The following is an 18486-nucleotide window of genomic DNA, read 5'->3' as shown; positions in this document are numbered from 1 at the left end:
GAAGGGACACCGATGCGTGCAGTCGTCGCCACCGCTTTCGACACCGAGCCCGAGCTCGTCGAGCTGGACGTCCCCGAGCCCGGTCCCGGGGAGGTTCTGGTGCGGGTGGCCGCCGCGGGGGTCAATCCGTTCGACTGGAAGGTCGTGGAGGGCGCCATGCGCGGCTCGGTCGGGCACGCGTTCCCGCTGATCCTGGGCTCTGATGCGGCGGGGACGGTGGAGCTCGTCGGCGACGGGGTCGAGCGTTTCGAGCCCGGCGATCGGGTCTTCGGCCAGTTCATGGACGTGCAGCACGGCCGCGGCTCCTACGCCGAGTTCGCCGTCACGAAGGCCGCCAAGCTCGCCCGGCTCCCCGACGCCATCCCCTTCGACCTCGCCGCGGCACTGCCGACCGCCGGTTCGGCCGCTCACGACTTCGTGGAGGGCACCGGCACCGGGCCCGGTCAGACACTCCTCGTCAACGGCGCGTCGGGCGGCGTCGGGCAGGCCGCCGTGCAGATCGCGGCCGCTCAGGGCGTCCGGGTCATCGCGACCACCGACCCGGGCACCGCCGCTTACCTGCGTGAACTCGGCGCGGCCGAGACCGTCGACTTCACCGAGGGCGACACCGCCGACCAGGTCCGGGTAGCCCACCCCGGCGGCATCGACGCCATTGTGGACCTCATCTCCGGGCCTGAGCGGATCGAGGCGATCGCTTCGCTGCTGCGGCCCAACGGCGTCATCGTCTCCTCCAACGGCGCCGTCGACGCCGAACTCCTCGCCGTCCACGGCCTGCGCGGCGCCAACCTGTACGCGAACGCCAACCCCGCGACGCTCGCCTCGCTCGCCGAGTCGGTCGAGCGGGGCAGCCTGCGGGTCCGCATCGACTACAAGGTCCCGCTCGAAGACGCCGCACTCGCCTTGGGCCGCTTGAAAGAAGGCAAGGCGCGCGGCAAGACCGTGCTCACCGTCGCCCCCTGACCGGAACGCTCACCGCAGCGGCAGCACCGGCTTCGGCGGCGAGTCCGCCACTGCCCTCGCGGTGCCCGGCGCATCGGGCCTGAGCGGGCACCCGGTGCCCGCACGCTCGACCAACTCGGACCTGAGCGCCGCGAGTTCGGCCATGCGGGCGTCCACGATCGCGACCTTCTCGGCGAACAACGCCGAAAGCGCCGCCGCCGCGTCGTCTGAGTCACGAAGGTCCGCAGCGTGATCGGCGATCTCCGCAAGTGAGAACCCGAGCCGCTGCGCCGTCCGCACATAGTGGAGCCACGGCAGCGCCGACTCCGGGAAGTCGCGGTACCCGTTAGGCGAGCGGTGCGAACCGACCAGCCCGATCCGCTCGTAGAACCTGATCGCGTCCCTGCTCAGACCCGATCGCTCCGACAACTCGCCGATCCGCACCGCAGCATCCGCCCTCTCGACTTGAACTTGGAGCGCACTCCACGGTTTACGGTAGCCGTTCCCGCCCGCCGCGACGAACGGAGCAACCCAGTGTCCAACCCCGAACCGACCGCCGCGCAACGCGAACCGTACCTCCGCCTGGTCCGCGCCTCGGCCTGGTACGACCTCGCCGTCACCGCCGGGTTCGCCACGCCGTGGACCTACGCGCTCGTGCACGCCGCCCTCAACGCGGGCGACGCGCTCGGCCTCGGCGCCTTCCCTGAGATGGAGGTGGCCCAGGTGCTCTACGCGAACCTGATGGGCTCGGTCGTCGTGGTCTGGTCCCTCCTGCGACTGCTGCGCACCGAACGTGTCCACGGCCTCTACGACGGTGCCGCCCGCGTCCTCTTCACCACCTGGATGGCGTACGCGCTGGCCCACGGCGGGCCGGAACTGTTGTGGCCCTTCCTCATCGTCGAAGCGTGCTGGGGCGCGGTGCAGCTCGTGCCGTGGCTTCGGCGCCGCGGCAGGGTTGCCGCCCGCTGCTAACGTGGGGTCCGCCCGTCGGTCGAGAGGAGTGCGGACATGTGGCTGCCTCTGATCGGCAAGGTGCTCTTCGGCGCGATCGCCGCGGCCTGGTTGGGGGTCGCGGGTTTCGTGCTGCTGTGGGGGATCGACCTGCTGGCGGTCGGCGACCGCCACGAAGCTCAGGTCACAGGCTACGGGACCTCGCTGCGCTGCGTCGGGAACTTCTGCGGTCAGGAACCCTACGCGGACGTCGAGTTCACCGAAGACGACGGCGACACCGTCGCGACCAGGATCGAAGGCGACTACGAGATCGGCGACGAGGTCGAGATCCTCTACGGCCCCATCACGGGCCGTGCCTCCACGTCCGACGACCAGCCTCGCGCCATGCTGTTCCTCGGCGCCGCCATGATCGCCTTCGCGGTCTGGATCAGGTGGTGGAGCCGACGCCGTGCGGCCGGGACCGACAAGAAGACCGGTCCCGAAGCCGAATCCGAACGCGGGGACAATGCCGAGCCGGAGCGCGGGCCGGACTCCGATTCCGAGCCTGAGGCTAAGGGCGGCAACGGCACCCAAGACATCGGCACGCCCTCCTCGCCGTAATCCCGTTGACGCCTGGGACCGCGCCCACCAGACTCGCCGCATGGGTTTTGTGGATCTCTCCGGAGTCGGCCATGTCCTCACGGATGGGACCACGCTCTTCGCCGACGTCTCCTTCCGCGTCGGCGAAGGCGCCAAAGTCGCCCTCATCGGCGCCAACGGCGCAGGCAAGACCACCCTGCTCAACATTCTCACCGGCGTCCTCGAACCCGCCACCGGCAGCGTCTCGCACGGCGGCGGCCTCGGCGTCATGCGCCAGCTCGTCGGCATGAGGGAGGGGCGGCTTCCGCTCCGGGCCCTCGCGCTGGCGCTCGCCTCGCCCCAGTTGCGGGCCGCGGCCGAGCGCACGAGCGCCGCCGAGACCCGCCTGGACGACCGCGACGCCACCCAGCTCGCGTACGCCCAGGCGCTGGCCGACTGGGGTGAGCTGGGCGGGTACGAGTTCGACGTCCTGTGCGACACCGTCTCGGTCGCGATCCTCGGCCTCCCCTGGGAGGAGTCGAAGGACCGTCCTCTCAGGACGTTGTCGGGCGGGGAGCAGAAGCGCTTCGCCCTCGAACTGCTGCTGCGGGGCCGCGACGAGGTGCTGGTGCTCGACGAGCCGGACAACTTCCTCGACGTCCCGGCCAAGCGCGACCTCGAGCGGGCGATCCGCGAGTCGCCCAAGACGATCCTGTTCGTCTCGCATGACCGCGAGGTCCTCGCGAACGCCGCCGAGTCCATTGTGACCCTGGAATCGGGCACGACCTGGACGCACGGCGGCGGCTTCGAGTCCTGGCACGAAGCGCGCCTCGCACGCCATGAGCGCCTTGCGGAGCTGCGCAAACGCTGGGACGAGGAGCACGAGAAGCTCGCCGAGATGGCCACTCGCATCCCCGCGGCGAAGGCCCGGCTCCGGAAGTTCGAGGAGGCCGGGCCGCCGCCCGTTCCCCATGTGGGCCAGAACATCCGCATGAACCTCGGCGGCGGGCGCACCGGCCGGCGAGCGGTGGTGTGCGAGCAGCTCGAGCTGGAGGACCTGACGTTCCCGTTCGACCTGGAGGTCTGGTACGGCGACCGCGTCGCCGTCCTGGGCGCTAACGGGACCGGCAAGAGCCACTTCCTGCGCCTGCTCGCCCGCGGCGGCTCCGACCCCGAGAGCGGCCTCCCCGGGCGATCGTTGGACCCGGTGCGGCACAGCGGCATCGCGCGACTCGGGGCGCGGGTACTGCCGGGCCACTTCTCGCAGACGCACGAGCATCCCGAGTTCGACGCCTGCACCCTGCTGGCGATTTTGTGGGACGGCGACGAGGACCGCCCGTCGCTCGACCGATCGCGGGCCATGAACGCGCTCAACCGGTATGAGTTGATGGGCCAGGCGGAGCAGGAGTTCAAGACGCTCTCGGGCGGGCAGCAGGCGCGGTTCATGGTGCTGCTGCTCGAACTCTCCGGTGCGACCTGCCTGCTGTTGGACGAGCCGACCGACAACCTCGACTTGGAGAGTGCCGAGGCGCTCGAACAGGGCCTGCGGTCGTTCGAGGGCACGGTCATCGCGGTCACGCACGACCGCTGGTTCGCGCGCGGCTTCGACCGGTACGTGGTCTTCCAGAACGACGGGGAAGTGGTCGAGTCGGCCGAACCGGTCTGGGACGTGCGCTGATCCGGCCGCGGGCGTGTGGGAGTCTTGACCTCTTCACCTGGGAGGAGGGCCGTGATGGCCGCGGATTACTACCGTGTCGACACCGAGGACGGCGACCATATCGACGACCCGTCCGAGGACGCCCTCTACATGCTGTTGGAGGACCTGAACCCGATCGACAACAGGTTCCTGACGATTGCGCCGCCCGGCTCGCAACCTGCCTGGCACGCAACGGTGTCTCTTATGGACGATAATGTGTTCGCGGTCGAGCGCGCACACGCCGAGCTAGGCGTCCACGAGCTGGAGACCGGTACCGATCGGAACGCGATCGCCAGGGACCTCACCATTTGGCTGGCGAGCCGCTGCCGCCTCACCGGGCGGTAGCGCGCCGATCGGGGCGCTGCGGATCAGCGCCGATGGGGCTGGTAGACGGTCCGGCCGGTCCGGCGCGCCTCCAGGGCCAGACCCACCCGTTCGCGGTTGAACTCGCCGGAGCGCTCCCGGGCCCGGTCGGGCGGGAAGAACCCGAAGTCCTCGATCTCGTTCTCGCGCAGGTGGATTGAGTCGGGGTGCTCCACGACGCCGCCGTCGAAGACGTAGAACGTGAGCGGGTCGGCCACGACCCGGCCCCCGGGGATCCAGTCGAGCACGAGGAGGGCGCCCACCTGCAGGTCGAGGCCGATCTCTTCCTTGATCTCCCGGGCGCAGCCCTCGTGCGGCGTCTCGCCCCGGTCGACCCACCCGCCGACGAAGCCCCACTCGTCGCGCGAAACGGGCTTGACCAGGAGGACCCGGCCTCCGGGATCGGTGATGAGCGCGCAGGCGGCGGTGCCGGTGACGGCGATGCGGTCGAAGCGGGGGTGCCGCGGGGGAGCGGTGCCGGGTCCGGTCGGCGCTGCGTCCGCCGGGGCCTGCGCGGAAGGGTCCGACGGGGTCCGGGGACGGGGAGGCTCCGAAGCAGACATCCCGACATCCTATCCCTGCACTCTCCGCGAGGGTCGATCGAATCGGGACCGCGTCGCGCGCCGGAAGAACCGGTGCGCCCGTGAACCGCGGTGGGCGCTGCACGGCCGTTCGGTCAGGCCCCTCCGCCTCCTCCTGACGACTGCTGGTACCGGCTGTTGTCGGGGTCGAAGGCGCCCGGGCGGTCCGGGTCGGGTTCGACCAGGGTCTCACTCGCGTCTCCGACCGAGACCAGGACCGGGAAGCCCGGGAGCGGCACCCGGTCCGACTGCGTGGCCATCGCCGTGTCGAATCTGCCGCGCAGGTGCGGCGTCTCGTACTCGATCACGACCTTGAACTGCGGCCGGCCCGCGATCCACTGCTTCCGGAAGTCCGTCGCGACCACCTGGCCGGGGTATCTGTGCGCGGACTCGCGCAGGCGCAGGATCGTCCGCTGCCGACGGCTTGCTCTGAGGAGGACGAACGGCGCGGCGAGCCCCGCCCCGAGGAATCCGAACAGGCCACTCCCGGTGAACAGCAACAGGACCACGCCGTCCGGCCGGTCCCAGCTCGGTGTGGAGGGCGGCATTGCCGCGATCGCGGAAGCGAGCAGCCGTAGATGGAGCGCCCCGCCCACGAAGCATCCGAATCCCGCGGCTGCGACGCACACCGTGAACCCGGCCGACTGCTGCCCGAAGCGCTCCTCGACCGCCCCGTAGAGCCCCAGGTTCGCCAGCAGCATGAACAGCACCGCCAGCACGGCCAGGACGAGCCACCACCAGGTCGCCGCCATCTCCTCGATCGCCGGTGCGGTGTGGACCGCCCTGAAGATCCTCGGATAGCCCAGGAACGCCAGCCCCGTCCACACGAGCGCAGTGAACACCGTTCCTATGGTCAGTCCGGTCGTGAACCGGCCGGCCCGCTTGCCCGGCGCGATCGTCGTGATCTTCGAGCCGCGATCGGTGGTCGAGAACACCGGGCCGGACTCCCACCACTGCCCGTGCCGCTCCTGTCCTTCGCTCATGCAGCCAATCTAGAACGCCGGTGCGCGCGGTGGACTGGTCGAGGGGGCCGGCGATCCGGCGGTGCTCGCGATGGTTCAGAGGGCGATAGCAATATATATCGGAATCGATGTTTAGAGGCGTTGGGCAGCAACCAAAGCAGCGGCGGATGCTGTCGTGGCGGATGGCAGACCGTTACAACTCGACGGTTCGGCGCGCCTTTGGGCGCGGGTCGTCGGCGAGTCGGGCCCAGCGGGCGGTGTCGTAGCGCCGTCCCTCGTACTTGAGCTTGGCGCGCTCGACGCCCTCGCGGAGGAACCCCGCGCGCTCGGCGATCCGCCCGGACGCAGGGTTGTTGAGCCGGTGGCCCAGCTCCAGGCGCCAGACGCCCGCCTCGTCGTGGAGCCACGGCACGAGCGCCGCGAGCGCGTCTGCGGCGATCCCGAGCCCGCGGGCCCGGCAGGTGGTCCAGTAGGACACCCAACCGACGTCGTGCCGATCGATGGCGGTGGCCGCCAAGTTCGCAAGCGGCTCATCATCATCGGCGCAGACCGCGAACGCGAACCCCGCCGGTCGAGCGATCAGGCCGGTCGCCCATCCGAGCCATTGCTCCGCGCGCGCCTCCGCGGTCTCACCCGAGGGAAACTGGCGGTCCATGTCCGGCGAGGCGAGAGCCTCAAGGACCGCACCGAAGTCGCCGGTCCGCCAAGGGCGCAGGTGCAGGGGAGTGCTCCGGGTCAGATCCACCCGGACACCTTAGAGCCTGGAATGACAGGTCCGGCTGTCGCAGTGGGAGTCCGGCCCCGAGGCGAGCGGGACCTCAGTCGGTCCGGGCCGGGCGACAGATTCCTGCGGCGATCGGCTCCCGCCCAGGGCCGTGGCTTTCGCGAGCGACCCAGGGCATCACGGGTTCGGCGTTCAGCGCCTCAGGTTCGGTGGAGGAGGGCGGGTCGTGATCGATTCGGGCGGGCCCGGGGGTGTGGTCAGGCTCGGAGGCGGGTGGCGTCGCGGCGGTACATGGCGGCGTGGCGGGTGAAGTCGTGGCGGCCGGTGTCGGCGGCGCGTTGGTCGGTGAAGGCGGCGAGGTCGTCGAGGCGTAGGGCGGCGGCTGCGCGGACCTCGGGGGGAGTGAAGTCGGCTCCGTAGGCGGCGATGAGTTCGCGGAGGCGGTGTTCCCGGGAGCCGAAGCGGTCGGGGTCGAAGCCGGCTGCGTCTTCGGCGTACGGGGTCAGGCGGTAGGCGAGGTAGGCGAGGTCCCAGAGGCGTGATCCGGGGGAGGCCATGTCGAAGTCGATCACGCCGACGAGGCGGCCATCGCGCACGATGAGGTTGTAAGGCGCGAAGTCGTTGTGGCAGACGACCTCGGCGGGTTCGTGGGTTGCGGTCCGCCAGACGCGTGGGGTTTGCGCGAGTGGCGCGCTCGCGTCGTGGAGCCGGCGGAGGAGGGCGGCGGCGGCGCGGAGTGTCGAGGGGGCCCAGCGGGTCTCGGGCGGGGCGGCGTCGAGGGTCTCGCCTTCGATGAAGGTGAGTATCTCGCGGTTGTGCGTGTCGAGGCCCATCGCGCGGGGTGTTTCGGGGATCGCGGCGGACGCGTAGAGGTCGAGCAGGTCGTGCACGGCCTCGGTCCAGGGGCCGCTGACGCGGCGGACTGTATCGCCGAGTTTGGTGACCGGGTCCATGTTGCCGCCCGACAAGGGTTGCTCTTCCTGCTGCACCGCACGATCGTAGGTTGTCGGGGAGCGGGGAGCGGGGAGCGGGGAGCGGGGAGCGGGGAGCGGGGGGCGGGGGGCGGGGGGCGGGGGGGGGGGGGCGGGGGGGGGGGGGGGGGGGGGGGCGGGGGGGGGGGGGCGGGGAGGGGGGAGCGGGGAGCGGGGAGCGGGGAGCGGGGCATGAGTCCAGGCTATCGACCGATGCTCGGCGTGTGGAGTCGGAAGCGCATCTCGGCGCACGCCATACCGGACTTTCGCGCGCAGGCCTCTCGTTGCGGCACCCGTGTATCGTGCAGGACCATGCGAGCGGCACCATGCAAGCGGCCCCCGGCGGGGCACCGAGACGGGTGGGCGCTTCCCGGCACCGCCGCACTCGGCTGCCACCCCGCGCCACCCCGCGCCACCCTGGACCATCACGCGCCGCCCCACGCTCGCAAGGCGTTCGCGCCGTGCTCAAGCAGGCAACACCCATCGCAGGTAATTCCCATCGAACGAGAGGCAAACTCGTGCCCAATCACAAGTCGGCAATCGTCCCCCTGACCATCGTTCCCCTGGCCTTCGCCGCGCTCGGGCTGGCCGCGTGCACCGCCGAGGTCGGCCCGACCGTCTCGGGTGAGAAGCTCGCCGAGGCCGCCGCGGACGCGCTCGAAGGCGAACTCGGCTCGCGCCCGGAGGTCGACTGCGGCGACGACTCGATCATCGCCAAGCAGGACAAGGAAGTCGACTGCGTGCTCACCGACCCCGACACGGGTACCGAGTACGACACGACCGTCACCTTCACCGGCGTCGACGGCGACCAGTGGGACATCGCCGTCCAGGTCGCCTCCGAGCCCAAGGGCGGCGCCGAGACCAGCGCCGCCGAAGAGACCTCCGAGGCGGCCGACGACAGCGCCGCCCAGCTCGAAATCGAGGCCACCGCGCTCGCCGACGCGGCCGAGGACGCCCTCGAAGAGCAGGTCGGCGCCCGTCCCGAGATCGACTGCGGGGAAGTCAACATCACCATCTACGAAGGCCGCACGACCTACTGCGAGCTCACCGAAGGCGGCGAGGTCTACGAGGTGACCCTCAGCGTCACCGAGATCGACGGCGAGCAGTTCAACTTCGACGTGCAGGTCGCCGACACTCCCAAGTAACGGGACCGAACGGGCGCGCGGTGGCGGCGCGCGGTTATCGTCGCCACCATGCGCGCCCTCGCCCCGATCCCCGCCCTGCTGCTCCTGGTGCTCGCCGGATGCTCGGGCGCCGACGAGACCGTGGCGCTCGACGCCGAGACCGCGACGGTCGCCGTCGGCGAGACACTCCGCGTCGACCTCGGCACCGTCAACGCCTCGGTCGGCGACAACTGGTACCTCGTCTCGGGCGCCGACACCGGCGTGATCGCCGAGGGGGACAAGCGCACCGACGGCGACGACGACTGCGACGGATGCAGCGGCGAGCTCTCCTGGGACTTCGAGGCCCTCGAAGCGGGCGAGACGACCCTGGTGTTCCAGTACTGCTTCAGGACCTCCCTGGCCGAATGCACGGGCGACGCGAGCGACGGCCCGCCGCCCGAACCGGTCGAACTCGCCGTCACCGTCACCGGATAGCAACGGCCCGAAGCCCACCGCGAATGCCTACCGAGTCGGCTGGCCGAGCGGACCATGCGGCATGGCCGCGTCTGCTCGGATCGCGGCTGATCGGATGATGCGGAAACCGTCATCAAGGGGTAGAACTGGTGGATGCTCGAATTGAATCCGTCCCTTTGGGATGACGTCGATCTGCCCATGTTGCAGCGCATCGCAGCTCTTTACGACGACAAAGGGCCGTTCAATGCCGAGTCCTTGGCCCAGCACTTCCAGATCGACCTCGAAGCGCGCGAGATCGCCTTCTCCGCTAAACGACTGGCCGACCACGGATACATCGAGGCGCAGAACCGCGCGGGCGGATTCCCGCACACGATCGTGAACGTCACGGAGAAGGCCCGGCAGATCCTTTCAGGCTTCCGCACGACGCGCGTCGAGATCGCGGCCCCGCAGTTCGAGGACCTCGGCCCGCAGCTCGACGACCTCGTCGCCAAGGTCGCGATGGCCTTGCAGGGGAACCCCGCCCACCCCAACGCCCCGCGCTGGCGCAAGCTCCTGGCGGCGGCCGCCGACGTGGGCGCGGGCGCCTCGGCATAGGCCGGCGCCCGGTCGCCGCACGGGCAGGGACCGGGTCGGCGCGCGGCCCGGTCAGGACCGGTCCGAGCGCTCCTTGAAGATGCCGTAGACCGCCGTGGCGAGGAACAGGATGATCCCGATGACCGCCAGCCACAGCAGGCCCTTGATCACGAAGCCCAGGACCGAGAACGCCAGCCAGACGAGGATGAGGATACCGAGGATTTTCCACATGTCTTGAGCGTACGTCGTCCCCCGCCCGAGAAGTCGCATTCGGCCCGAACGGGCCGAATGGTGGTCCCAGTGGCGGTTCCGCCAGCTCGAAGTCCAGCGTTAAGACTTGCGGAACAACAGGTTCGCGTAGTGGAAGCCGCGGATCGGGTCCTCCTCGGGGGCCGCGATCTGGCGGGCGACCTCGGTGAGGCCGGCCTCGCGCAGGAGACCGGCGACGCGGCCGACCGAGAGGCGGTAGGCCAGGGCCACCTTGTGGTCGAAGGGCCAGGCCAGCTGGGAAGTGTCCTCGTGCGCCTGGAAGCACAGCAGGAGCACGCCGCCGGGGGCGAGGACCCGGTGGAACTCGGTGAAGACCGCGGGCAGGTGCTCGGGCGGGGTGTGGATGATCGAGGAACGCGAGAGGACGCCGCCGAGGCTCGCGTCCGCGGCGTCGAGCGCCGCGAGGTCCCCGATCCGGAAATCCATGTCCGCGTGGAAGCGCCGCGCCAGAGCGACCATCTCGGCCGAGAGGTCGACGCCGCGGGCGTCCAGGCCCAGGTCGCGCAGGTGGGCGGTGACGTAGCCGGGGCCGCAGCCCGCGTCGAGGACCGGGAGCGGTCCGGCGGCCAGCTCGGCGAAGACCGCGATGGCGGCGCGGTCCAAGGGGTAGTCGCGCAGCGAGTGGCGGAACAGTTCGGCGTACTCCTCGGCCGCCGCATCGTAGCCGTCGCGAGTCGCGCTCATGTGCTCGTGTTCACCCATGACCCTTGACCCTACACCCGGTCCAATTGCCACTCCTGTACGCAGAATCGCAGGTCAATCGTGCAGTTGAGACCGGGAAGTGTCGGCATCCCGACGGACCGGACCTGGCCCCGCCGTGATACTCGGGAGAGCCGCATCCATGAGGGAGTGCCCATGTCCTCGGTCGACGAGTTCAGCGCCGCCGTCGGGAGCGCCGCCGCCTCCGCGGAGTCGGTCATCACCGCGATCGGCGCCGCGAAGTCCAACGGCGACGAGCTGGCGAGCGCCATCGACAGCCTCGACGCCGACGCCGCGGCCGCGCGCGTGCGGGCCGTGGGCGGGCGGCTCGAATCCGAGGCCGCCGCGATGGCGTTGCGGCTCAAGGACCTCCTGGACGAACTCCGCCAGCAGGCGCAGGGCGTCGGCGAGGCCTTAACTCGTGTCTCGGGCGGCGGTTCGCTGCTGGCGGCGCGGAACACGCCTCCGCCGTTCGACGCCCGCCCCGTCCTCGCCTCGCTGCCGGTCTTCGAGCGTAAGCGGGGCTCGACGCCGCGCACGCACGGCGAGATGCGCTACCCCGACGGGACCCGCACGCGGTTCGCGAGCGGGGAGGACGCGACGACGCCGCGGATACGCGAACACATGTGGGAGCACACGGGCCCCGTTCGATCCCCGCAGGGGTTCTGGTCGGAATCACACGCCGAACTCAAGGCCGCGCTGGCGATGAGCGACCACAGAGTGAAACGCGCCGATATCGTCATCAACAACCCGGGCGGGCCGTGCGAGGGTCGCATCGGCTGCGACGGGCTGCTGGCGCGGTACCTGCAACCGGGTTCGGTCCTGACGGTCCACTGGCCCGGCGGGGACGGTTCGACGCGGTCGAAGCGCTACACCGGGACGAGACGATGAGGAGGCGGCTGTGAGCGTCCGAGCCTATTTCCGGCCGGGGCACGCGGAGACCCCGCTGCTGGCCGCGACCGCCGCCGAGCTGGGCGGGATCATCGACGACCTCCTGGTCCAGCCGTACGAGTTCAGCATGGCCAACCTGTACATAGCCGAGCGCGAGTCCGAGGACCCGGTGGTGGAGCTGTCGGTGGGGCTCGATCCCGAACGGGGAGTGGGGAGCCTCCAGTTCCTCTCGGGGGAGGGGCGGTGGTTCTCCAAGGGGCGCACCAGCACCTACGACGAGGTCGTGTACTGCTACTACGGGAGCGGGTGCGCCTACCCGAGGGATTCGGAGGTCACCGTGGACGCGGTGCGGTCGGCGGTGGCGCAGTTCCTGGAGACGGACGGCGAGCGTCCGTCCTCGGTGGACTGGCAGGAGGCCTGAGGCCGGACCGCCCGAGGCGGTCCGGGCGCAGGGGTCAGGCCTTCGCGGCGGCGTGGGCGAGCGCGGATTCGGTGAGGCGGCCGTTGATCGCGGGGGCCTCGCGGACCAGCTCCTCGTCGTCGATCGCGGCGACCATGAAGAGCGCGTAGTCGATGCGGCGGGTGCGGTTGCTCGCCAGGACCGGGTCGCCGACGCGGCGGCTCCACACCGGCAGGCCCTCGCTGGGGCCCTCTTCGAGGTCGCTGCCGCGCACGACGGTCCAGCTGGTGTCGGAGGCGAAGATGCGGCGGCACGCCTCGATCTGGTCGTTGAGGTCGACCACGCGGATGACTTTCGCCAGGCGCGCGAGGGTCGCGACGAGCAGCCGCAGGTGCCAGGAGTAGACGTCCTTCCCGTCGCGGGTGATGTGCCAGCCGCAGGAGAAGACCAGGCGCGCGCCGGGGCGCGCGTAGTCGAGCACGGCCTGGGCGGTGCCGGAGGCGTAGTGGCCCATGCTCCAGGGCACGAGCACGGTGAGGACGGCGTCGCAGCCCTCGACGGCCCGTTCGACGGCGGCGCGGTCGTCGGTCTGGGCGCCGATCACCGTGATCCGGTCGGCGTAGTCGTCGAGTTTGTGGACGCTCTGCTCGCGGCAGACGCCCACGACCTCGAAGCCGCGGTCGAGCAGGTGCCCGACCATGTACCTGCCGAGCTTGCCGGAGGCGCCGACGACGCACACCCTCCTGCCCGCTCCGGGCCGCTCGTTCGCTGTCGGTTCCATGACCAGCTCCTCTGCTCGATCGGGCGGCTGAGCGCCGCCGCTACCTTTACACTGTACGGTAGTTCTTTACAGTGTACGGTACACAGGTCCAGAACGACAGATCCGGAGGACCGCGTGACCACCGAGCCCGACCCGACACCCCGCCGCACCCCCCTGACCAAGGCCGCGGTGCTCGGCGCGGCCGTCGACATGGCCGACCGGTCCGGCGCCGGCGTCCCCTCCATGCGCAACCTCGCCGACCGCCTCGGCGTCAAGGCCATGGCCCTCTACCACCACTTCCGCAACAAGGAAGCCCTCACCGACGGCATGACCGACCTCGTCTTTGCCGAGATCGAACTCCCCGCCGACGGCGCCGACTGGCACCCCGCCATGCGCGACCGCGCCCGCTCCCTGCGCGAGGCCCTGCGCCGCCACCCCTGGGCCAGCGCCCTCATGGACTCCCGCGCTCAACCCGGGCCCGCCACCCTCCGCCACCACGACGCCGTCATCGGATGCCTGCGCGGCGGCGGCTTCACCGTCGCCGGCGCCGCCCACGCCTTCGCCCTCATCGACGCCTACGTCTACGGCTTCGCCCTCCAAGAACGCAGCCTCCCCTTCGAGACCGTCGACGACCTCGAAGGCGTCGCCGAAGGCATCATGCAGTCCATGGCCGACGCCCACCTGCCGCACCTCGCCGAGATGTTCACCGAACTCGCCCTCAAACCCGGCTACGACTACGGCGAGGAGTTCGAGGTCGGCCTCGACCTCATCCTCGACGGCCTCGCCCGCCGCCGCACCGACTGGCGCTGACCGCCTCCGTCCGCGTGAACCCCGCACGCGAGGCCCCGACCCGGTTGGCCCGCTGGCATATCCTGGAGGACCTCGAACCGCGCCGCAGCGCCCCAGTCGGGCGGCGGCCGTTCGCACCACCCCAGGAGCCCGGTCTTGGCAGCGACCAACCGACGACCCGGCGGCGCAGGCCGCCCCGCACCCGCGCGCCCCCGCGCCGGTCGGCCGACCGCGGGCCCGCGATGACCTCCCCGCTCCCGCCGCACTCCCAGGCGTTCCTCGTCGGCGTCTCCAGCTACGACCATGTCGACCTCCCTCCGATCCAGCCCGCCCTCAACAGCCTCAAGGCCATGGACGCCCTGCTCACCGACCCCGGGCTGGGGCGCTGGCCGCGCAACCGCGTCGAGACCGTCCAGGACCCTCCCCTGTGGATCGACCTGGCGTTGCGGTTCAAGGAGACCGCCAGGCGCACCACCGGGGTGCTGCTGCTCTACTACGTCGGCCACGGCGTCATCGCTCACAACGGGTCGCTGTGCCTGACCGTGCGCGGCACGCGGCCGGACGAGCCCCGGATCACCGGCCTCGCTTGGGAGCACGTTGCCGAGGCCTTCACCGCCAGCCCCGCCCGCGTCAAGATCGCGATCCTCGACTGCTGCTTCGCCGGGCGCGCCATCGAGTCGCTCTCGGGCAACCAGGTCGGCCCCCTCGAAGTCAAAGGCGTCTACACCCTCACCGCGACCTCGGCGAACCGGACCGCGCACACCCCCGCGGACAACGGCGCCTGCACCTCCTTCACCGGCACCCTCCGGGACCTCCTGCACGAGGGCATCCCAAGCGGCAGAACCGAACTCACCTTCGCCGACCTGTACCCGCTGCTGGAGGCGCGCCTGCGCGAGAAGGGCCTGCCGCTCCCCAACCAGTGCAACACCGCCACCGCCGCGGACTTCCCGCTCACCCTCAACCGCTCCGTCGCCCCCGCGCGGCCGCCCGCCGTCGACACCGCCGAGGAGCCCGACGACCGCGACGGCGCCCGCGCCGCCCACATCGCCCGCCTGCTCGACCAGACCCTCAAGATCGCCTCCGACCTCGGCGCCTACGGGCCGGTCGCCCCGCTCGTCGTGGCCGCCGACCCCGAGCAGACCCAGACCGTGCGCGACGGCCTCGCCCGGTGCGGCAGCCCCGACGCCAACGCGCTGCCCCTGGCCGCCATGTCCGCCGCCCTCGCGGGCAATGACGACGACCTGGCCGAAGCGCTCGCGGCCGACGTCGAACGGCACTTCCACGACGGACACGGGCGCCCTTCCAGCGTCGCGATGGCGGCCGTCGCCGGCGTCCTCCTCGCGCACGACGGCGAAAGGGCCATGCGCCTGGTCGACCACCTCGTGCGCATCGGCCGCGACGCCGACGGCGAGCCGACCCGCCGCCGCGCCGAAGCCCTCGCCGCCGCCTCCCGCGTCTTCGCCGCCGTCGACCTCGACAAGTCCGGCGCGCTCGCCAAGGAGGCCGAAGCGCTCTACCTCGCCGACCCCTACCTGCCGCTCGACACCCAGACTCAAGTGCTGCAAGCGATCGCGTTCACCCGGCCCGGTCAGGCGGCGGGCCTCGCCGACGCGATCTTCCTCGACTTCTCCTCGATCGTGGCCGGCGCCGACCAGCTCGCCATCGTCGCCAGGCGCTTCCCCTCCGAGGCCATGACCGTCGCCCAGCACGGCGACCCCAGCCCCTTCAAACCCGCCGCGCTCGCCCGCGTCGCCGGGGCCCTGCCCGAGGCCGACCGCCCGCTCCGGCCCGGGGAGCGGCTCGAAGTGGTCTACCCGCGCGTCTACAACCTGTTCAAGGACGCCCAGGCGGCCGTCGACGGCATCGCCGACCCCGAGGCGAAGGTGCGCGCCGCCGCCGAGGTCATCCCGGCGTTCGCCCGCTACCAGTCCGACAGCGCCCGGAAGCTCTACCGCACCTATATGGGGACCGTCGCCGAGATCCGCGACCCGGACGCGCGCGCCAGGGCCATGTCCGTGTACCAGACGGCGCTCGCCAGCATCGCGGGCGGCATGACCGGCACCGACCTCGAAGGCGCCATCCGCCTCGCCCGATCGATCCCCGACCTCCGCGCCCGCGCCCTCGCACTCGCCTCGGTCGCAAAGGAACTCGCGGCGGGCCGCCTGGACCCCGACCGGGGACGCCGCGAGCGCTGAGGCGGGGACGGCTTAGCGCGGCCGGAGTCCGCTCAGGAGTCGCCGCGCTCCAGGCGGCGCAGCTCCGCCTCCTCGGCGGCCTCTTCGGCCTCCATCTCGGCGGCGGCCTTCGGGTCGACCTGCTTCCAGCGCTGGAACATCGCGTTCGCGGCCTCCTCGCCCTCGGGGGTGCCGTAGAAGGTCATCCTCCACAGGAGACCGTGGACCTCGTACTCGGCGGACGGGTCGTCGGCGATGACCGCCTCGCCCCACTCCAGGCCGCCCGGGATCGGGCGGACCGAGGGCTTGAGCGCCTCGATCGTGGCCTCCGCGTCCCGCCCGGCGCGACGCCGCGCTTGCGCCTTCGCCGCGTACGTCGACAGGCCGGTGAACACGCCGCCCGCGATGAGCCCGAGGATCGCGCCCGCCGCCACGCCGTTGACGACGTTTCCGGTCGCGAACGGCATGGCGACCATCGCGACCGCCATCCAGATCACGAGCCGCCAGTGGCCCAGCCGCTCGACGGACAGGAACCAGCCCGCGGGCGCCTCCGCGAACCCCGCGAGCGCGTCATCGAGCCGCGCGGCCAGCGCCGCCCGCTGGGCGACCGGCGCGTCAGGGCAGACGATGAACAGCCGCTGCGAGCGCGGCCCTTCGATGAGCCAGGGCAGAGGGGGCACGTGATTCTCCTCAGGGCGGGGCGGGGCGGGGCGGGGCGGGAGTGGGATTGACGTCGGTGGCGGTGGCGGTGGCGGTGGCGGTGGCGGTGGCGGTGGCGGGACGGGGCGGGAGTGGGAACGGTGGCGGCGGCGGTGGCGGCGGGTGGGGTCGGGTCGCCCCAGGATACGGCCGCGGGCCGCCCCCGATTCAGCTCGCACGGCCGCGTCTACGATAGCGACGTGTTCCGCAGCGACCCCGAGCTGCTCGTGACCCTCCGAGCCCTCGACGACCCCGACCGCTTCGAACGGCCCCTCGGTTTCGACCTGGCCGCAGCCGAAGCGCGCCACCGCCTGCTGACGGCGCGACTCGAAGCGGACTTCGCGACCACTTGCGAGACCATGACCGACATGGTGGAAACGAGCGAGTTCGGCCGCGTCCAAGTGCCTGCGGCGGCCACCGCCCGCGGCACCAGACTCGTGGTCAGCGTGAGCGCGTTCTGGCCCGTGGCGCTGGTCTCCGCCGACAACCCCGCCGCGTACTTCGGCGCCGAGGACGCACACGCCGAAGGCGTGCTCGACCTCGGGGACTTCGCCCGCGTGGTGCGCGCCTTGGACGACCTGGGCTACACGGCCGTGCCCGAAGAGCTCCTGAACACCGACTACGACGGTCCGAGCGTGTTGCGCGCCGAGCGCCCGGACTGGTACGAGCGGTTCTTCGGCTACTCCTGACCGGAACCGACGCCGGAGTCGGAATCGGAGTCGGAATCGGAGCCGGGCGGTGGCCCGGCCCGCCGGTCGACGGATCGGGCCGTCCTCGCAGGTGGGCACGTATGGCCGCAAGTGGGACGATCGTTCACGAATACGAGCGGTGATCGGGGGCGCGTGGCAGGATTGCCGTCGGACGACCGTGGGTACGGCGTTCCGGGACGATTTCGACCACACGGAGGACCACATGGCAGCGCTCGGCGGAACAGGCATCGAGATCTATCCGCTCGTCTTGGGCACCAACACGTTCGGCTGGAACACCCCCGAGAACGAGGCGCACGCCGTGCTCGACGCGTTCGCCGCGGCGGGCGGGAACCTGGTCGACACCGCCGACTCGTACTCGGCCTGGGCCGAGGGCAACTCCGGCGGGGAGTCCGAGACCGTCATCGGCACCTGGCTCGCCAAGAACCGCAGTGCGGGCGTGCTCGTCGCCACGAAGGTCTCCCAGCACCCCGAGTTCAAGGGCCTGTCGGGCCCGAACGTGCGCGCGGCCGCCGACGCCTCGCTCAAGCGGCTCGGGGTCGAGGCCATCGACCTGTACTACGCGCACTTCGACGACGCCGAGACCCCGCTCGAAGAGACCGTCGGCGCCTTCAACGACCTGGTCACCGAAGGCAAGATCCGCCACATCGGCGTCTCGAACTACAGCCCCGAGCGGCTGCGCGAATGGCTCGACATCACCGAGCGCACCGGCGCCGCGCGTCCCGTCGCGCTCCAACCGAAGTACAGTCTCGTCAGCCGCGGCTCCTTCGAGCCGGGCCTGCGCGACATCGCCGTCGCCGAAGGCCTCAGCGGGTTCCCCTACCACGTGCTGGCCAGCGGCTTCCTCACCGGCAAGTACCGCACCGAGGCCGACCTCGCGCAGAGCGTGCGCGGCGGCTCGGCCTCCCGGCACCTGAACCCCTCCGGGCTCGCCATCGTGGAGAAGCTCGACCAGATCGCGCGCGGCCGCGGCGTCGCGCCCGCCTCGATCGCGCTGGCCTGGGCCCGCAGCCGGCCCGGCATCGCCGCGCCGATCGCCGGCGCCCGCGTGGCCGACCAGCTCGCCCCGCTCCTGGCCTCGGCCGACATCGAACTCACCGCCGACGAGGCCGACGAGCTCACGGCGCTGTCGGACTTCATCGGCGCCTGACGGACCACCGAGGGGCCCGCGATCCGCCCGGATCGCGGGCCCTTAGCTTGTG

Annotated in this window: 23 protein-coding genes; 14 read left to right on the top strand and 9 right to left on the bottom strand. The window is 71.5% G+C overall.

Annotation, left to right across the window (positions count from 1 at the left end):
• Nucleotides 1-12: 12 nt before the first annotated feature.
• Complete coding sequence (locus E9998_RS22475; protein ID WP_136531938.1) at nt 13-960, top strand: NADP-dependent oxidoreductase; 948 nt, start codon at nt 13-15, stop codon at nt 958-960.
• Nucleotides 961-969: 9 nt separating this feature from the next.
• Here E9998_RS22475 and E9998_RS22470 read toward each other — a convergent pair whose 3' ends face one another.
• Nucleotides 970-1383: a MerR family transcriptional regulator gene (locus E9998_RS22470; protein ID WP_136531937.1), complete on the bottom strand. Its 414-nt coding sequence runs from the start codon at nt 1381-1383 to the stop codon at nt 970-972.
• Between the two features lie 90 nt (nt 1384-1473).
• Between E9998_RS22470 and E9998_RS22465 the strand changes: the two genes are divergently transcribed.
• From E9998_RS22465 to E9998_RS22450, 4 genes are read left to right on the top strand one after another with little or no spacing between them, the layout of a single operon-like run.
• Nucleotides 1474-1911, top strand: a complete 438-nt coding sequence (locus tag E9998_RS22465; protein ID WP_136531936.1) for a hypothetical protein — start codon at nt 1474-1476, stop codon at nt 1909-1911.
• 36 nt (nt 1912-1947) lie between these two features.
• Nucleotides 1948-2490 (top strand): hypothetical protein, encoded by a 543-nt coding sequence (locus E9998_RS22460; protein WP_136531935.1) that lies wholly within the window; start codon nt 1948-1950, stop codon nt 2488-2490.
• A gap of 40 nt (nt 2491-2530) precedes the next feature.
• On the top strand, nt 2531-4126 hold the full coding sequence (locus tag E9998_RS22455) for an ATP-binding cassette domain-containing protein (protein ID WP_136531934.1): 1596 nt from the start codon (nt 2531-2533) through the stop codon (nt 4124-4126).
• A gap of 54 nt (nt 4127-4180) precedes the next feature.
• Nucleotides 4181-4489, top strand: coding sequence for a hypothetical protein (locus E9998_RS22450; protein ID WP_136531933.1), 309 nt, complete (start codon nt 4181-4183; stop codon nt 4487-4489).
• Nucleotides 4490-4512: 23 nt separating this feature from the next.
• Here E9998_RS22450 and E9998_RS22445 read toward each other — a convergent pair whose 3' ends face one another.
• The 4 genes from E9998_RS22445 to E9998_RS22430 form a co-directional block, all read right to left on the bottom strand.
• Nucleotides 4513-5070 carry an NUDIX domain-containing protein gene (locus E9998_RS22445; RefSeq protein ID WP_136531932.1) on the bottom strand — a complete coding sequence of 186 codons (558 nt, stop codon included), beginning with the start codon at nt 5068-5070 and terminating at the stop codon, nt 4513-4515.
• A gap of 113 nt (nt 5071-5183) precedes the next feature.
• Nucleotides 5184-6071, bottom strand: coding sequence for a purine-cytosine permease family protein (locus tag E9998_RS22440; protein WP_136531931.1), 888 nt, complete (start codon nt 6069-6071; stop codon nt 5184-5186).
• Between the two features lie 172 nt (nt 6072-6243).
• Nucleotides 6244-6795, bottom strand: a complete 552-nt coding sequence (locus tag E9998_RS22435; RefSeq protein WP_204745603.1) for a GNAT family N-acetyltransferase — start codon at nt 6793-6795, stop codon at nt 6244-6246.
• Between the two features lie 236 nt (nt 6796-7031).
• Complete coding sequence (locus tag E9998_RS22430; RefSeq protein WP_204745602.1) at nt 7032-7763, bottom strand: phosphotransferase; 732 nt, start codon at nt 7761-7763, stop codon at nt 7032-7034.
• Between the two features lie 500 nt (nt 7764-8263).
• Here E9998_RS22430 and E9998_RS22425 point away from each other — a divergent pair, with 500 nt between their 5' ends.
• The 3 genes from E9998_RS22425 to E9998_RS22415 all read left to right on the top strand — a co-directional run bounded on the left by E9998_RS22425 (nt 8264) and on the right by E9998_RS22415 (nt 9916).
• Complete coding sequence (locus E9998_RS22425; RefSeq protein ID WP_192907136.1) at nt 8264-8890, top strand: DUF4333 domain-containing protein; 627 nt, start codon at nt 8264-8266, stop codon at nt 8888-8890.
• A gap of 48 nt (nt 8891-8938) precedes the next feature.
• A complete protein-coding gene (locus E9998_RS22420) occupies nt 8939-9343 on the top strand; it encodes a protease inhibitor I42 family protein (protein WP_136531930.1) in 405 nt (134 codons plus the stop codon).
• A gap of 132 nt (nt 9344-9475) precedes the next feature.
• The gene (locus E9998_RS22415) at nt 9476-9916 is read left to right on the top strand and encodes a hypothetical protein (protein WP_136531929.1); all 441 of its coding nucleotides are present in this window, start codon (nt 9476-9478) and stop codon (nt 9914-9916) included.
• Nucleotides 9917-9967: 51 nt separating this feature from the next.
• Here E9998_RS22415 and E9998_RS25750 read toward each other — a convergent pair whose 3' ends face one another.
• Entirely contained in the window at nt 9968-10126 is a 159-nt protein-coding gene (locus E9998_RS25750; RefSeq protein WP_192907135.1) for a hypothetical protein, read from the bottom strand.
• A gap of 99 nt (nt 10127-10225) precedes the next feature.
• On the bottom strand, nt 10226-10867 hold the full coding sequence (locus E9998_RS22410; protein ID WP_136531928.1) for a class I SAM-dependent DNA methyltransferase: 642 nt from the start codon (nt 10865-10867) through the stop codon (nt 10226-10228).
• A gap of 153 nt (nt 10868-11020) precedes the next feature.
• Here E9998_RS22410 and E9998_RS22405 point away from each other — a divergent pair, with 153 nt between their 5' ends.
• Both E9998_RS22405 and E9998_RS22400 read left to right on the top strand, forming a co-directional pair.
• A complete protein-coding gene (locus E9998_RS22405; RefSeq protein ID WP_136531927.1) occupies nt 11021-11755 on the top strand; it encodes a DddA-like double-stranded DNA deaminase toxin in 735 nt (244 codons plus the stop codon).
• 10 nt (nt 11756-11765) lie between these two features.
• Nucleotides 11766-12176, top strand: a complete 411-nt coding sequence (locus E9998_RS22400; RefSeq protein ID WP_136531926.1) for an Imm1 family immunity protein — start codon at nt 11766-11768, stop codon at nt 12174-12176.
• A 34-nt stretch (nt 12177-12210) separates the two neighbouring features.
• On the opposite strand, the gene E9998_RS22395 is transcribed toward E9998_RS22400, so the two are convergent.
• Nucleotides 12211-12936, bottom strand: a complete 726-nt coding sequence (locus tag E9998_RS22395) for an NAD(P)-dependent oxidoreductase (RefSeq protein WP_136531925.1) — start codon at nt 12934-12936, stop codon at nt 12211-12213.
• Between the two features lie 114 nt (nt 12937-13050).
• Between E9998_RS22395 and E9998_RS22390 the strand changes: the two genes are divergently transcribed.
• The gene (locus E9998_RS22390) at nt 13051-13725 is read left to right on the top strand and encodes a TetR/AcrR family transcriptional regulator C-terminal domain-containing protein (protein WP_136531924.1); all 675 of its coding nucleotides are present in this window, start codon (nt 13051-13053) and stop codon (nt 13723-13725) included.
• A gap of 221 nt (nt 13726-13946) precedes the next feature.
• A complete protein-coding gene (locus E9998_RS22385; protein ID WP_136531923.1) occupies nt 13947-15899 on the top strand; it encodes a caspase, EACC1-associated type in 1953 nt (650 codons plus the stop codon).
• A gap of 32 nt (nt 15900-15931) precedes the next feature.
• Here the strand turns inward: E9998_RS22385 and E9998_RS22380 are convergent, their stop codons facing one another.
• A complete protein-coding gene (locus E9998_RS22380; RefSeq protein WP_136531922.1) occupies nt 15932-16558 on the bottom strand; it encodes a hypothetical protein in 627 nt (208 codons plus the stop codon).
• Nucleotides 16559-16777: 219 nt separating this feature from the next.
• Here E9998_RS22380 and E9998_RS22375 point away from each other — a divergent pair, with 219 nt between their 5' ends.
• On the top strand, nt 16778-17266 hold the full coding sequence (locus tag E9998_RS22375) for a hypothetical protein (protein WP_136531921.1): 489 nt from the start codon (nt 16778-16780) through the stop codon (nt 17264-17266).
• A gap of 223 nt (nt 17267-17489) precedes the next feature.
• Nucleotides 17490-18434 (top strand): aldo/keto reductase, encoded by a 945-nt coding sequence (locus tag E9998_RS22370; protein WP_136531920.1) that lies wholly within the window; start codon nt 17490-17492, stop codon nt 18432-18434.
• Nucleotides 18435-18486 lie beyond the last annotated feature (52 nt).

Origin of the sequence: Glycomyces paridis (genome assembly GCF_004912155.1) — a bacterium.
Taxonomy (GTDB): domain Bacteria; phylum Actinomycetota; class Actinomycetes; order Mycobacteriales; family Micromonosporaceae; genus Glycomyces; species Glycomyces paridis.
The sequence above is the reverse complement of the archived record's forward strand: the minus strand, read 5'-3'. Positions and strand labels throughout refer to the sequence as shown.